This is a genomic window from Glutamicibacter sp. BS14 (assembly GCF_056934375.1).
This window is the reverse complement of the sequence record NZ_CM167801.1, coordinates 3,015,575-3,028,100: the sequence shown is the minus strand read 5'-3', so window position 1 is coordinate 3,028,100 and position 12,526 is coordinate 3,015,575. Positions and strand designations below refer to the sequence as shown.

The 12,526-nt window shown below is 58.9% G+C and carries 15 protein-coding genes and 1 other RNA gene; 11 read left to right on the top strand and 5 right to left on the bottom strand.

The window, feature by feature from the left end; genetic code table 11:
• The first annotated feature begins 73 nt into the window (after positions 1 to 73).
• From AC1Z36_RS14235 to AC1Z36_RS14185, 11 genes are all read left to right on the top strand, one after another.
• Complete coding sequence (locus AC1Z36_RS14235; RefSeq protein WP_483561369.1) at positions 74 to 1,498, top strand: recombinase family protein; 1,425 nt, start codon at positions 74 to 76, stop codon at positions 1,496 to 1,498.
• A 141-nt stretch (positions 1,499 to 1,639) separates the two neighbouring features.
• Entirely contained in the window at positions 1,640 to 2,059 is a 420-nt protein-coding gene (locus tag AC1Z36_RS14230) for a TadE family protein (RefSeq protein ID WP_105658363.1), read from the top strand.
• Complete coding sequence (locus tag AC1Z36_RS14225; protein WP_105658364.1) at positions 2,052 to 2,498, top strand: hypothetical protein; 447 nt, start codon at positions 2,052 to 2,054, stop codon at positions 2,496 to 2,498. The genes AC1Z36_RS14230 and AC1Z36_RS14225 overlap by 8 nt, the downstream gene beginning before the upstream one ends.
• A 49-nt stretch (positions 2,499 to 2,547) precedes the next feature.
• The gene (locus tag AC1Z36_RS14220; protein ID WP_332487271.1) at positions 2,548 to 2,946 is read left to right on the top strand and encodes a hypothetical protein; all 399 of its coding nucleotides are present in this window, start codon (positions 2,548 to 2,550) and stop codon (positions 2,944 to 2,946) included.
• 391 nt (positions 2,947 to 3,337) lie between these two features.
• Complete coding sequence (gene prfB, locus AC1Z36_RS14215) at positions 3,338 to 4,453, top strand: peptide chain release factor 2 (RefSeq protein ID WP_105658366.1); 1,116 nt, start codon at positions 3,338 to 3,340, stop codon at positions 4,451 to 4,453.
• 280 nt (positions 4,454 to 4,733) lie between these two features.
• A complete protein-coding gene (gene ftsE / locus AC1Z36_RS14210; RefSeq protein WP_105658367.1) occupies positions 4,734 to 5,531 on the top strand; it encodes a cell division ATP-binding protein FtsE in 798 nt (265 codons plus the stop codon).
• On the top strand, positions 5,528 to 6,442 hold the full coding sequence (gene ftsX, locus AC1Z36_RS14205) for a permease-like cell division protein FtsX (protein WP_105658368.1): 915 nt from the start codon (positions 5,528 to 5,530) through the stop codon (positions 6,440 to 6,442). Before ftsE ends, ftsX begins: the two co-directional genes overlap by 4 nt.
• Before the next feature lie 53 nt (positions 6,443 to 6,495).
• Positions 6,496 to 7,959: a M23 family metallopeptidase gene (locus AC1Z36_RS14200; RefSeq protein WP_105658369.1), complete on the top strand. Its 1,464-nt coding sequence runs from the start codon at positions 6,496 to 6,498 to the stop codon at positions 7,957 to 7,959.
• A 54-nt stretch (positions 7,960 to 8,013) separates the two neighbouring features.
• Positions 8,014 to 8,493 (top strand): SsrA-binding protein SmpB, encoded by a 480-nt coding sequence (gene smpB, locus AC1Z36_RS14195; protein ID WP_105658370.1) that lies wholly within the window; start codon positions 8,014 to 8,016, stop codon positions 8,491 to 8,493.
• A gap of 113 nt (positions 8,494 to 8,606) precedes the next feature.
• Positions 8,607 to 8,975, top strand: a transfer-messenger RNA (tmRNA) gene (ssrA, locus tag AC1Z36_RS14190).
• Positions 8,976 to 9,152: 177 nt separating this feature from the next.
• Complete coding sequence (locus AC1Z36_RS14185) at positions 9,153 to 9,626, top strand: DUF2568 domain-containing protein (RefSeq protein WP_166650814.1); 474 nt, start codon at positions 9,153 to 9,155, stop codon at positions 9,624 to 9,626.
• Between the two features lie 47 nt (positions 9,627 to 9,673).
• Here AC1Z36_RS14185 and crcB read toward each other — a convergent pair whose 3' ends face one another.
• The 5 genes from crcB to AC1Z36_RS14160 all read right to left on the bottom strand — a co-directional run bounded on the left by crcB (position 9,674) and on the right by AC1Z36_RS14160 (position 12,522).
• On the bottom strand, positions 9,674 to 10,054 hold the full coding sequence (gene crcB, locus AC1Z36_RS14180) for a fluoride efflux transporter CrcB (RefSeq protein ID WP_105658372.1): 381 nt from the start codon (positions 10,052 to 10,054) through the stop codon (positions 9,674 to 9,676).
• A complete protein-coding gene (locus AC1Z36_RS14175; RefSeq protein ID WP_105658373.1) occupies positions 10,054 to 10,515 on the bottom strand; it encodes a CrcB family protein in 462 nt (153 codons plus the stop codon). Before AC1Z36_RS14175 ends, crcB begins: the two co-directional genes overlap by 1 nt.
• Positions 10,512 to 10,997 carry a universal stress protein gene (locus AC1Z36_RS14170; protein WP_332504504.1) on the bottom strand — a complete coding sequence of 162 codons (486 nt, stop codon included), beginning with the start codon at positions 10,995 to 10,997 and terminating at the stop codon, positions 10,512 to 10,514. Before AC1Z36_RS14170 ends, AC1Z36_RS14175 begins: the two co-directional genes overlap by 4 nt.
• A 74-nt stretch (positions 10,998 to 11,071) precedes the next feature.
• Positions 11,072 to 11,701, bottom strand: coding sequence for a metal-dependent transcriptional regulator (locus AC1Z36_RS14165; protein WP_105658375.1), 630 nt, complete (start codon positions 11,699 to 11,701; stop codon positions 11,072 to 11,074).
• A gap of 14 nt (positions 11,702 to 11,715) precedes the next feature.
• Positions 11,716 to 12,522, bottom strand: a complete 807-nt coding sequence (locus AC1Z36_RS14160) for an inositol monophosphatase family protein (protein ID WP_105658376.1) — start codon at positions 12,520 to 12,522, stop codon at positions 11,716 to 11,718.
• Positions 12,523 to 12,526: the final 4 nt, after the last annotated feature.

Genomic DNA, 12,526 nt, shown 5'->3' with positions numbered 1-12,526 from the left:
GTAATTAGTCGCGCCCAAAAACTCGCGTCAACGCACAAAGTAGAAGCATCTCCGAAGCACAGGAGTGATTCCGATGAATCCAAAGAAGACCCAGCAACGACCCCGAGCTATCCTCTACCTGCGCCAATCCGTGGCCAAAGAGGAATCCATCAGCCTAGAGCTGCAAGAGGACGCAGGCCGCCGCTACGCTACACAGGCAGGCTACGATGTAGTCGCAGTCGAGTCCGATCACGGTATCAGCGGCCGAACATGGAAACGCCCGGCAGTGCTGCGCGTCATGAAGATGATCGAAGACCAGGAAGCCGACGTCATCATCCTCTGGAAATGGTCACGCCTCTCACGCGCACGCCTGGACTGGGCTGTGGCCATCGACAAGGTTGAAGCTGCCGGCGGCCGTATCGAATCCGCGACTGAGCAAGTCGACGTCAGCACGTCCACTGGACGCTTCGCCCGCGGCATGCTCGCAGAATTCGCAGCCTTCGAATCCGAACGCATCGGCGACACCTGGAAGGAGGCACACCGGCGCCGCATCGAGCAGGGCCTGCCGGCGACTGGCAAGAAACGCTTCGGCTACCAGTACGACAAGAAGACCGGTTTCATCCCGGACCCCATCGAGGGCCCGATCCTTCAAGAGTGTTACCGCAAATACGTCGCCGGGGCCTCCTTCTACGACATTACCGACTACCTCAACGCAGGACCCACCAAGCCTGGGGAAGGCTACACCGGGCCGAAGCCGGGCATCTGGTCAGCAAACACCGTACGCCGCGTCATGGACAACCCCTTCGCCTCAGGCCGCTTCATCTCCAAAGGAGAAGTCCGCCAAGGGATCCACGAACCGTTGATCAGCGAAGAAACATGGGAACAATTCCAGGTGCGCCGCAAGAGCCGTCGGGTCACCCGCTCCCGCACCAAAGGAAAATACCCGTACACCGGCCTGATCTTCTGCGAGCTCTGCGGCCACGGAATGTACGCCGGCCTCTTTGGCTCAGACCACACCCTCAAATACCGCTGCAGCGGGGCCGCCCAATGGAAACTCCACCCCGGCGGCTACGTCATGAACAGCACCATCGAAGCCACCCTACTTCCCTGGCTGTCCGACATAGCGGATGAAATCAACGAGGCCACCCAGGACCACAAGGCACCTAAGCCCCACGACCCCACACCCGGACTTCGGCGAGCGCTGATCAAGGTGGAGTCCAGGTTGGAGGCGTTGACTGAGAAGCTGGTGGATGGGACGGTGCCGCAGGAGGTCTATGAGCGGATGCGTGATCAGTGGGTCGGTGAGAAGAAGTCTCTGGAGGATCAGCTGATGGCGGCGCGTGTCGAGTCCCGGGTTGAGCCCTTGAAGTTGCCTCCTGATCTGATGGAGCAGTGGGGTGAGATGCCGGCGGAGGTGAAGCGGGAGCTGCTGGCCAGGGTGGTGGCGAAGATTGTGGTGAAGCCTGGTCGGCCTCGTGGTCAGGTGCAGATCGTGCCTCGCTGGGGGAGTACTTCCTAGTCAGGGTCTAGGAGCAGTCAGGTACTAGTCATACTCATGTCCGCGTTGCTGGTTGCCGCCTTGCTGGCCATTGCAGGGCCTAGGCTGCAGGACCTGTTCAACCAAGCGATCGATCGAGTTTCCGGATTGGGATAACCGCGCATGTGGTCGAGTGCGGGGTCTCCTGGAAATTCGGAATCTGCGGAACTTGTAGATTGCGAGAACGGGTCTGCTGTAGCCGAATTTGTCATGGTCACAACGTTGCTTGTGGTCATCGCAATGACGCTCATCCAACTCGCGTTGGTACTGCATGTGCGCAACACCCTGATTGACGCAGCATCGAACGGCGCCCATTACGGTGCTTTGGCCAATCGGTCAGTATCCGACGCTCGAAGCAGAACTCGGATGTTGATCACCGAAAGCTTGCATGGCGGATTTGCCCGTGACATTGCTGTGAGCACAACCCGCGTTGGTGATAGCCAGTTGGTAACTGTATCGGTTAACACGAGGGTGCCCTTAATCGGGTTCTTGCCCAACGGGTGGGATTTGCAGGTTCAGGGAGAAGCTGTGCGTTATGGGTAGAGCCAAGTATCTCGCTGCCGCGATGCACAAGAGAATCCGGGCCGAAGATCGCGGCAGCGCGATAGTGGAGTTTATTTTTGCTTCAACTGTCTTGCTGATTCCCATGGTGTACCTGATTCTGGCCGTCGGACAGCTGCAAGGCGGTAGCTATGCCGTGGTTGGAGCTGCTGATCATGCAGCGAAGGTTTTCGCCGCCGCCGATAACCCCGCCCAGGCAAGGTCAGATGCGCACGCAGTCGTACGAAGAACCATGAACAACTTTGGATATGCCGACGCTCGCACATCGATTAGTTGCGACAAGGAATGCTTGAGTCCGGGCAGTGTCGTCACTGTGACGGTAGCGTTGGATGTTCCCCTTCCTTTCGTTTCCGACTGGGCAGAGGTATCTGCTTTCACCGTGGATTCTTCAGCCTCGCAAAGGACTGATCGCTTTGGCTAGGACAAAACGCGCTGCCCTGAATCCACGGGACGAGGATGGACAATCCTTAGTGCTGGCAATCGGCTTGTGCGCCATCACTTTGCTGACAATTTCAGTGGTGCTAGCAGTCAGCGCAGTCAACCTCAAAGCGCGTCAGCTGTTGTCAATTGCCGACGGGGCGGTCGTGGCTGCCGTGGATGAATTCGAATTTGTTGCGGACAATGGCGACCCGAGGATTCAGTTGGACCAGCAGCGCGTGCAACAAGCCGTGCAACAGTACCTTTCGGATGTGGGTGCGGCCGGCCGCGTCGACAATTTACGCATTGGCCGGGTGCAGATCACGCCTGATGGGCAAGGCGCGAATCTCGTGCTGCAGGGCTCGGTGCAACCGCCGATAGTGGGGTGGATCGTTCCAGACGGAGTACCAATATCTGTAGATTCATCAGCAAGAACTGTACTGAGCAGGTGAACACCTCCGCGCAGAGCAGCATGGATGTTCCAGGGAAGCGGGAAATGCACAAGTACGGGGAAGCAAGAGAAAGAACGTGTCAGCGAGCAACGCTGCTGCATGCCCCAGGAGCGGAATCCAAGAAGGATGGATCCAGCGCAACCGGATCCATCATTTTTGCGGTAGTTCGGGCTTCTTTGGAAGCTTGCGGACCCCACCTCCAAATCCCAGTTCAGAAATACTGTTCGAGAACTGACTGGCCGGATTCCCGATCGACCCGTGGATGCAAGCCTTGCAAGTTGGCTAGGGGTTCCACAGCGCGATTTTCAGTGAAAACCTCGATTGGAACTTCTTTTCGGCGATAGCACCGGACTCATTGATCAATGGCTAAATGACGTAGTCTTAGAGGACCATGGCAAAAACTGACTTCTCCGCTGAAATCCGCTCACTGCGTTCTACATTCTCCGCAATTGAAGACGTGAGCGATGTCGAGCAGATCAAAGCTGACATCGCAGTCCTCTCGGAGGAAGCTGGCGTTCCGAACCTCTGGGATGATCCGGCCGCCGCGCAGATCGTTACCAGCAAGCTATCGCATCGCCAGTCTGAGCTGGAACGGCTGACCCGGCTGAAGACCCGCATCGACGATTTGGAAGTCTTGGTTGAGCTTGCTGAACTTGAAGACGACGATGATACGTTGCACGAAGCGGATAGAGAGCTCGTCAGCGTCCAGAAGTCCCTTGCCGAACTCGAAATTGTTACCCTTCTCAACGGTGAATTCGATGCTCGCGGAGCGGTTGTCACGATTCGCTCCGGTGCCGGCGGCGTTGATGCCGCCGATTTCGCAGAGATGCTTTTGCGCATGTACCTGCGCTGGGCTGAACGCCGTGGTTACAAGGCCACCGTTATGGATACCTCGTATGCCGAGGAGGCCGGCCTTAAATCGGCAACCTTCGAAATCGACGCACCGTATGCCTTCGGCACCCTCTCGGTCGAAGCCGGCACGCACCGTCTGGTTCGTATTTCACCATTCGATAATCAGGGACGTCGCCAGACGTCGTTTGCCGCAGTGGAGGTCGTGCCGCTGATTGAGCAGACTGACACCATCGAAATCCCTGAATCTGAAATCCGCGTGGACGTCTTCCGTTCCTCTGGCCCTGGCGGACAGAGCGTTAACACCACCGACTCTGCAGTACGCATGACGCATATTCCTACCGGAGTTGTCGTCTCGATGCAGAACGAAAAGTCGCAGATCCAGAACCGTGCTGCCGCACTTCGAGTTCTGCAATCGCGGTTGCTGCTTCTGAAGAAGGAACAAGAAGACGCCCAGAAGAAGGAATTCGCCGGAGATGTGAAGGCATCTTGGGGCGATCAGATGCGTTCCTATGTGCTTAATCCGTACCAAATGGTCAAGGACCTGCGTACCGAACATGAAGTCGGCAATACCCAGGCAGTACTTGATGGTGAAATTGACGATTTCATTGATGCAGGCATCCGCTGGCGTGCAGGACAGCGTCGCCCTAGTAAGTAAGCGAAATCGCGAATTCCAGCTGGTCTAAACGCTTTTGCCACAGAGGGTGTAAGTATCATCACCGTTACGAACTCCGTTTCGCTAATTCCAGCTAGTCATGCCTAAGCTGGGCATTCTGCGTTAGCTGTATGTACGGCATGAATCTCGCAACACACCTTATATTTCGGCTGGTTAGCTACCTGGCACCGATAGTGTTTGGAAGACTGGCGCACCAAAAGACGTTTGATCTCGAGATTGGTATTCGTGGGTCGCGCCCCGACGAAGACTAGCGATTGAAGACATGATTAAATTCGAAAACGTCTCGATGGTTTACGAGCCAAAGCAGCAGAATGCAGCTTTGGACGATATAAACATCGAGATAGACCGTGGCGAGTTCGCCTTCTTGGTTGGCGAATCCGGTTCGGGTAAGTCGACCTTCCTCAGCTTGGTGCTGCGCGAAAAGCGCTCCACCGACGGATCCGTCTACGTGGCGGGACAGAACCTCAACCGCATTCCGAGCCGCCGTGTGCCTAAGCTGCGCCGTGACATCGGTTTCGTTTTCCAGGACTTCCGCCTGCTGCGCGAGCGCACGGTCTTCGACAACGTCGCGTTCGCCATGGAGGTCATTGGAGCTTCACGGGCCCAGATCCGCGAGCGTGTGCCAGATGCACTTAAAATGGTCGGCCTTGAAGATAAGGCGCGTCGCAAGCCAACTGAACTTTCCGGTGGCGAGCAGCAACGCGTCGGCATTGCCCGCGCCATTGTGAACAGGCCCTCGATCCTGCTTGCCGATGAGCCTACGGGTAACCTCGACCGCAAGAACAGCATCGAAGTCATGAACGTGCTCAACCGCATTAACCAGAACGGTACGACTGTCCTGATGGCTACGCACGCACATGAACTGGTGAGCGAATACCGCCACCGCGTTATTGAACTGAGTCGCGGGCAGGTCATCCGCGATGAAATTGATGGACAGTACGCCCCGATGACCACCGTGGTGAACCAGGACGGTTCGCGCGAACTGCTCGTCGGCGATTCCGCCGTGGAGTACGACGAAGAGTCACAGGTTGCTGAGGACAAGAAAGACGAGGACCAGTGAGACTAGGATTTATTCTCCGCGAAGCGGCGAAGGGCCTGCGGCAGAATGTCGTCATGGTCGTCTCTGTGGTGCTGGTGACTTTCGTATCGTTGACCTTCGTCGGTGCCTCGGTATTACTGCAGCTCCAGATCAACCAGATGAAGGGCTACTGGTACGACCGCATGGAAGTTGCGGTGTACCTCTGTGATGACACGAGCACTTCGCCCAACTGCGCTGGTAGCGCGGTTTCCGAAGAGCAGCGCCAGAGCATTGAAGAGATGCTCAAATCAGAGCAGCTTGCGCCGTATATCAAGGAATTCGCCTACGAGTCGAAGGACCAGGCATACGAAAACTTCCTCGACCAATACGAGAACTCGGCATTGGTTGACCAGGTCACTGCTGAGCAGCTGCCCGAATCATTCCGCGTCGCACTGGTAGATCCGGAGAAGTACCCGGTGATCAACGAAGCGTTCTCCACGGTACAAGGCGTTGACTCGGTCATTGACCAACGGGAACTGCTTGAAAAGGTCTTCCAGTTGGTGCGCGTGGCATCCGCCGCCGCTGCTGTCGTTGCAATCGTGATGATTGTTTGCGCGGTGCTGCTGACCGGTACGACTATCCAGCTCTCAGCCATGCACCGGCGACTCGAAACAACGATCATGCGACTGGTTGGTGCATCGAAAGCAACGATTCAGCTGCCGTTCATTATCGAAGGAGTCATCGCGTCGCTGATTGGTGGATTGCTGGCTTCTGGCACCTTGTGGTTGCTGCTGAAGTTCCTCGTCGAGGATAAGTTGGCCAATGAAAACGTCGGTGTAGCGTTCATCTCCACCAGCGAAATATGGCTAGTTGCTCCGATACTCTTGATTATTGGTATCGTTTTGGCCACAATTTCATCAGTGGTAACGTTGAAGCGTTACCTGAAGGTTTAGCTGAAACGTTATCTAGGCTTGAACTGAAGTACGCAATTTCTAAAAGGAGCTTTATGCTGTCGAACGCAGTGCGACGTAAATTCTTACGCGCCTCCATCGGTGGAGCAATGGCTCTCGCGCTCACGCTGCCCGCAGGGCTGGTAGCCGCCGATGAGCTGGACGACAAGAAAGCTCAAGTCGAAAAGAACATCGATACCCTCGAGAACGACATGGAATTCTTGGATGCCGACATTCAAGAAACCGACAGGAAATTGCGTGACCAGCAAGCACAGGTTCCTGTAGCCCAGCAGGCATTGGCTGACGCGCAAAGCCGCGTAGCCAATGCACAGGCCACCCTTTCCGATCTCAACAACCGCTTAATCAGCGCGCAAGCGACTCGTGATGAAGTGGCTAAGCAGATCGAGGAAAACGCGGCTAAGCTTTCCGACGCTCAAGATGCGATGGCGCAGATCGCTTCTGAGGCTTATAAGCGCGGCGGCGTTTCTGGCGGGCTGGACATGATCCTCAACATGGATTCGGCGACCAAGATGGCCGATGGCCTGGACATGGCCAACCGCGCCATGGAATCCCAGAATGCCGCATACAATGACCTGGCCCAGGAACAAGCCAGCAATGAAAGCAACAAGCTTCGCCTGGTTGCTGTTGAAAAGGAAATTTCCTCCCTGAAAGCCCAGGCTGAGGAAGCCTTGGCGCAGGAGCAGGCGGCGCGAGATGCTGCGCAGAACGCCAAGAACGAACTGGATGCGCTGGTTGCCAGCACCGAAGAACTCAGTGCTGAACTTGAAGCGCAGAAGCCGCGTATCCAGGCGAAACTGCAATCGCAGCAGAAGGAATACGCCGCGGTCAACCAGCAGATCAAGGAACGCCAGGAGCGCTTGATCAGGGAAGCTGCCGAACGCAAGCGCAAGGCAGAAGAAAAAGCGCGCCGCGAAGCAGAAGCCGAGCGAAAGCGCATCGCCGAGGAAAAGGCGGCCTACGAAGCTGAGCAGGAGCGCAAGGCAGCAGAAGCTCGCGCAGAGAAAAAGGCCTACAAGAAGAAGGCCTATGTAGCACCCAAATCCGAGCCAAAGGCACCGACATATGCCGAGCCAAGCAGCTGGGGTTTGGTTAAGCCCACTACCAGTAACCGATTGACCTCGACCTTCGGGTGGCGCCCGACTCCAGCTGGAACAATCGACTATGGCGGCCGTGGCGGCTATGTCCACGCAGGCATTGACTGGGGATTCGGCGGCCAGTGCGGCTCGCCAATCACGGCTGCTGCCTCCGGTGAAGTGTGGATGGCCGGTTGGGGCGGATCCTCGGGTAACAAGGTCACCGTTTCTCACGGCGTCATCAAGGGCAAGGCCCTGGCCACCAACTATCACCACATGTCCCGCATCGCGGTAAGCGTCGGCCAGCATGTGAAGCAGGGCCAGGTTATAGGCTACGTTGGCACCACCGGCAATTCGACCGGCTGCCATCTGCACTTCGAAACGATCATCAATGGTTCACATGTGAACCCCTTGGGACTTCTCTAGCGCTAGACTTGTAATCTGTGCGCGGGAATCCGCCCGCGACATGCAAGGAGTAACGTGGCTAAGAAGAATCAAGAAGATCGAGTAATCGCGAGCAACCGCAAGGCGCGCCACGATTTCGAAATACTCGACACCTTCGAAGCTGGCATGGTGCTCACGGGTACTGAGGTGAAGTCGCTTCGCGAAGGCAAGGCCTCGCTGGTTGACGGTTTCGGCCAGTTCTACCGTGGCGAGCTGTACATCGAGAACGTCTACATCCCCGAGTACCTCAATGGATCGTGGACCAATCACGCGGCCCGTCGTCGCCGCAAGCTCTTGCTGCACCGCCAGGAACTGCTCAAGATCGAACGCAAAATCAGTGAAGCCGGCCTGACCGTCGTCCCGCTGAGCTTGTACTTCAAATCCGGTCGGGCGAAGCTGGAGATCGGCGTTGCCCGCGGTAAGCGCGAATACGACAAGCGCCAGACCCTGAGGGAAAAGCAGGATAATCGCGAGGCGTTGCGTGCCATGCGCGAACGCAACCGCGGAAACGCATAAGGCTAGCTTGTGGCGCATTTCGCATTGGGGGAAACCCGGGCAGTGCGCTATGATTGGTAGACACGCCCTAGGGTGTGGTTGTACCCGGGAGACCGGGACTGACAACAAAATACGGGGATGATCGGTTTCGACGGTGTGAGTCGCGACAGATGAAGCGGGCCGAGGACGCAAAGTTATCTCGTAAACGCCCTTTGCAAACCAATAAGTGCCGAATCAAAGCGCACTGACTTCGCTCTCGCTGCCTAAGCAGCCAGACGGTCCGTTAGCCAGGGGACGCTATCGCCCCTGTTCCTAACGTCATTTAGATAGCCAATGTATCCAGCGGATGTTGCCGCTTCTGGATACACATTCAGGCAACTGTGCCCGGATCAACCACATGTTTGCGTGATGGTTGGGGCAGAGAAAATCCGCAGCAAACTGCGCCCGGAGAAGACCTGGCAACACCACATCGGACGGGAGTTCAATTCTCCCCATCTCCACAATATCCAGCTCCGGAGCCAGGCCCATAGGTCTGGCTCCGGAGCTTTTTGTTTGTTTCGGAGTCCGCAGTCACATCGCGAGCCTGTTCGCGGGATGGAGAATTTACACATAGACTTGAAATGAAAGTCCAAGGCTTTCGAAACGACAGCGTGTGCAGAAACGGAGTGAGATTGAAGTCGATGGGTAAAAACAGTTCCCAGCGGGTATCGCCTTTCCTTTCAGCAAGCTATGCGGCAGTTGCCTTCCTCTTGGAAGTAGGATTGCTTTTCGCCGCGGCACTAGCCGCTATCGCTTTCATCCCATGGCCGACAATTCCAGCAATCCTTGTAGTAGTTGTCCCGCTGCTGATCCTCTGGTCGATTTTCTTCTCGCCGAAAGCCGTCATCAAGTTGAGGCTGCGAACCCGTCTGCTCCTGGTCCATATCATTTACCTCATCGGAGCCTACGTGCTGTGGCTGAGCGTCGACCATTCCTTCTACGATCAATCGCAGATTTGGGCCATCGGAATGCTTGCGTTGACCGGCATCAGCGCCATTCTGGTCATCGCCACCGGCGGATACGTGGTCCCGCACGATCGAACCAAGCAGCCACCGAAGCAAGTTCCGAGCCGGGCACGAGCGGGTGCTCCCAAGGGACGCCGGGCAGCACGCTAGAACTGATGGAATGCCAAGCCGAAAGGCTTGGCATTTTTCGTTTGCGGCTAGAAGAGCCCAGCGACGTGGTAGCCGAGCAATGCCGCGAGCACCGCTCCAGCGAGGGTCCCCAATGCATTGGCCAGGCTGGCTGCGAGGCGGCCGGCCTGGAGCAGCCGGACAGTTTCGAAACTGGCCGCCGAAAACGTCGTGTAGCCGCCGAGCAATCCTGAACCTATGGCCGCAAGCCATTGCGCCGACAACAACTGCTGGGCCATCAGCCCGGTCAGCGCACCCAGCGCGAAGGAGCCGGAGAGATTGACCAGGATCGTGCCCCAGGGCAGCGGGGCCGGAAGCCACCGCTTGATCAGGGCATCGACCACGAAACGCAGGCAGGCGCCAAGGCCGCCGCAGAGCGCAACGATAAGAAATAAGCCGGGGGAGAGCACTAGTGTAGCCCTCCCGATTTCCGGGCCATGCGCCTAGCACCGGCGGCGATTCCGCACCAGGTTGCCAATGCACCGAAGAACACCGTGAACAGTGCGTAACCCAGGGCATGGAGCGCTGCGCCGGATGCGAACATCTGCATGCTGCCGGTGGCCAGCGCGCTGTAGGTCGTGAAGCCGCCCAGGAAACCGGTGCCCAGCAGCAGCCGCAGCCGGTGACGCTTGCCCTCGTCGAGGCCGGGATGCGAAAGCGCCTCGAGCAGCAGGCCGAGCAGGAACGCCCCCAGCATGTTGGCTAGGAAAATCGCGATCGGGAAACCGCCGGGATCTGGCAGCAGCAGGCCCAGGCCTTGCCGGCAGGCAGTACCGGCAGCGCCGCCAAGGAATACCAGCAGCAGGAAACGCGGGTTGAGGAAGGAACCCTGCGCGGGGCGCTGGGCCATGGGTGTTGGCGGACGGGTCATGAATTGCGAATCTGTTCTGCGCGGCGTGGCGGGATGAGGAGCACCGGATGGCGCTGTCGATGGGTCAGATGCACCGCTACCGAACCGTTGAGCAGTTCCCCAATAGTGTTGGCCATGGAACGCTCCCGAACCCCGAGCACAATCAGCGCCGCATCATGCTGCAGGGCAAGATGCGACAGCTGCTGACCGGGGCCACCGGCCGCGGCATGCGCCTGCCATTCCAGTCCCGATCCGCCGAGCTGGGCTTCGAGCTGCTGCAGAAGCCGTGCCGGGAAGCGCTCAATTGCTTCGTCCCCGGATTCGGGATCCAGCGGTGCGCTGCGGATGGTGCCATCGGGAAGCTCTTCGAGCGGATAGCGGGTGGGATCCACGTGGACGCAAAGCAACCGCGCTCCGAGCGCGCCTGCGAGGTCTGCGGCTGCGTCCAGAACGTGGGGATCGAGGCGATCCGGGATGCCCAGGATGATCGGTCGTGTCTCCAATGGCCCTCCCTTTGGCAGTGTGGCGCACCGTGCAGCGCGTCGCTGCTTTTAATTCTTGCACAGCCGGCAATCAGCTAGGCTTTGCGCACCCAGATCAGCGAAGCCTCAATGAAATCCAGCTGATGCGGCAGCTCGATGACCGCCCCGGGAACCAGCCCCTGGGCGGCGGCACGACGCAGGAACTGGGGATCTTCATCGCTGATCCGGTCGATGACGGCCCGGGCACCGGAGAAGCGGTCAAGCCGGATGGCCCCGGAGACCGGCAGTTCCCCTTCCGCGCTGGGAATCGCGTCGCCATGCGGATCGTGGCGCGGGTGGCCCAGCCGGGCTTCCAGGGCGTTGATGAAGCGGTCGGTGACGGTGTGCTCCAGGGCCTCGGCCTCGTCATGCACCTCATCCCAGCCGTAGCCCAGCTCATCACGCAGGAAGGTTTCCAGCAGGCGGTGGCGGCGCACCATGCGCAAGGCCTCGCGCCGGCCGGTGCCGCTGAGCGTAATGGCCCCGCGCGGCACGTGATGGACCAGGTGCTTGGCTGCGAGCTTCTGCACCATGGCGGTGGCCGAGGCAGGGGACAAGCCCAGCTGGTCGGCCAGCGCGCCGGTGCCCACTTCGGTGTCTTCCCATTCGGTGAGCAGGTACACCGCCTTGAGGTAGTCCTCTTCGCTGGTGGTCAGCCCGGCCGGCCCGCGTCGTGCAGTTGCCATCGTCCTCGCGCTGCCTAGCTGCGGTTCAGGTAGGGAAGGATCGCCTCGTGCAGCTTGCCGTTGGTGGCCAGGGCGTTGCCGCCATGGCAGCCCTCTTCTCCGGCCACCGAGGTGAAGCGGCCCCCGGCTTCGCGTACCACCGGCACCAGGGCGGCCATGTCGTAGAGCTCCAGTTCGGGTTCGAAGGCCGCATCGACCGCGCCTTCGGCCAGCAGCGCGTAGGACAGGAAATCCCCGTAGCCGCGGGTGCGCCACGCGGTATCCAGCAGTTCCAGGAAGCCCTCGAGCTTGCCGGCCTCCTTCCAGCCGTTCAGCGAGGCGTAGGCCAGCGAGGAGTCAGACAGCTCGCTCACCGAGGAGACCTTGATCTGGCGGGTGGCGGTGGTACCGGCGGTGGCACCCGGTTCGGTGACGTACGCGCCCAGGCCGCTCGCGGCATGCCAGCGGCGGGTCATGGCCGGGGCGGAGATGACTCCCAGCACCGGTTCGCCGTCGATCTCCAGCGCGATCAGCGTGGCCCAGACGGGTACGCGGCGCACGAAGTTCTTGGTGCCGTCGATCGGGTCGATGACCCAGCGCCGGGAGCCGGTTCCGTGCACGCCGAATTCTTCGCCGAGCACCGAATCATCGGGGCGGTGGGCGGCCAGCTCGGCCAGGATCAGCTGCTCGGCGCCGCGGTCGGCGTCGGAGACCGGGGTCATGTCCGGCTTGGATTCGACCACCAGGTCGTTGGCGCCGTAGCGGGCCAGGGTGAAGGCGTCGACCTTCCCGGCCAGAGCCAGGGCGAAGTCGAGATCTTGCTGCAGGGTGTATTCAGCCATGGTG

What these genes read in the sequence shown, in the direction of transcription:
- AC1Z36_RS14235 (WP_483561369.1), top strand. Translation starts at nt 74, where the DNA reads ATGAATCCAAAGAAGACCCAGCAACGACCCCGAGCTATCCTCTACCTG.
- AC1Z36_RS14230 (WP_105658363.1), top strand. Translation starts at nt 1,640, where the DNA reads ATGTGGTCGAGTGCGGGGTCTCCTGGAAATTCGGAATCTGCGGAACTT.
- AC1Z36_RS14225 (WP_105658364.1), top strand. Translation starts at nt 2,052, where the DNA reads ATGGGTAGAGCCAAGTATCTCGCTGCCGCGATGCACAAGAGAATCCGG.
- prfB (WP_105658366.1), top strand. Translation starts at nt 3,338, where the DNA reads ATGGCAAAAACTGACTTCTCCGCTGAAATCCGCTCACTGCGTTCTACA.
- ftsE (WP_105658367.1), top strand. Translation starts at nt 4,734, where the DNA reads ATGATTAAATTCGAAAACGTCTCGATGGTTTACGAGCCAAAGCAGCAG.
- AC1Z36_RS14200 (WP_105658369.1), top strand. Translation starts at nt 6,496, where the DNA reads ATGCTGTCGAACGCAGTGCGACGTAAATTCTTACGCGCCTCCATCGGT.
- AC1Z36_RS14185 (WP_166650814.1), top strand. Translation starts at nt 9,153, where the DNA reads ATGGGTAAAAACAGTTCCCAGCGGGTATCGCCTTTCCTTTCAGCAAGC.
- AC1Z36_RS14175 (WP_105658373.1), bottom strand. Translation starts at nt 10,515, where the DNA reads ATGACCCGTCCGCCAACACCCATGGCCCAGCGCCCCGCGCAGGGTTCC.
- AC1Z36_RS14165 (WP_105658375.1), bottom strand. Translation starts at nt 11,701, where the DNA reads ATGGCAACTGCACGACGCGGGCCGGCCGGGCTGACCACCAGCGAAGAG.
- AC1Z36_RS14160 (WP_105658376.1), bottom strand. Translation starts at nt 12,522, where the DNA reads ATGGCTGAATACACCCTGCAGCAAGATCTCGACTTCGCCCTGGCTCTG.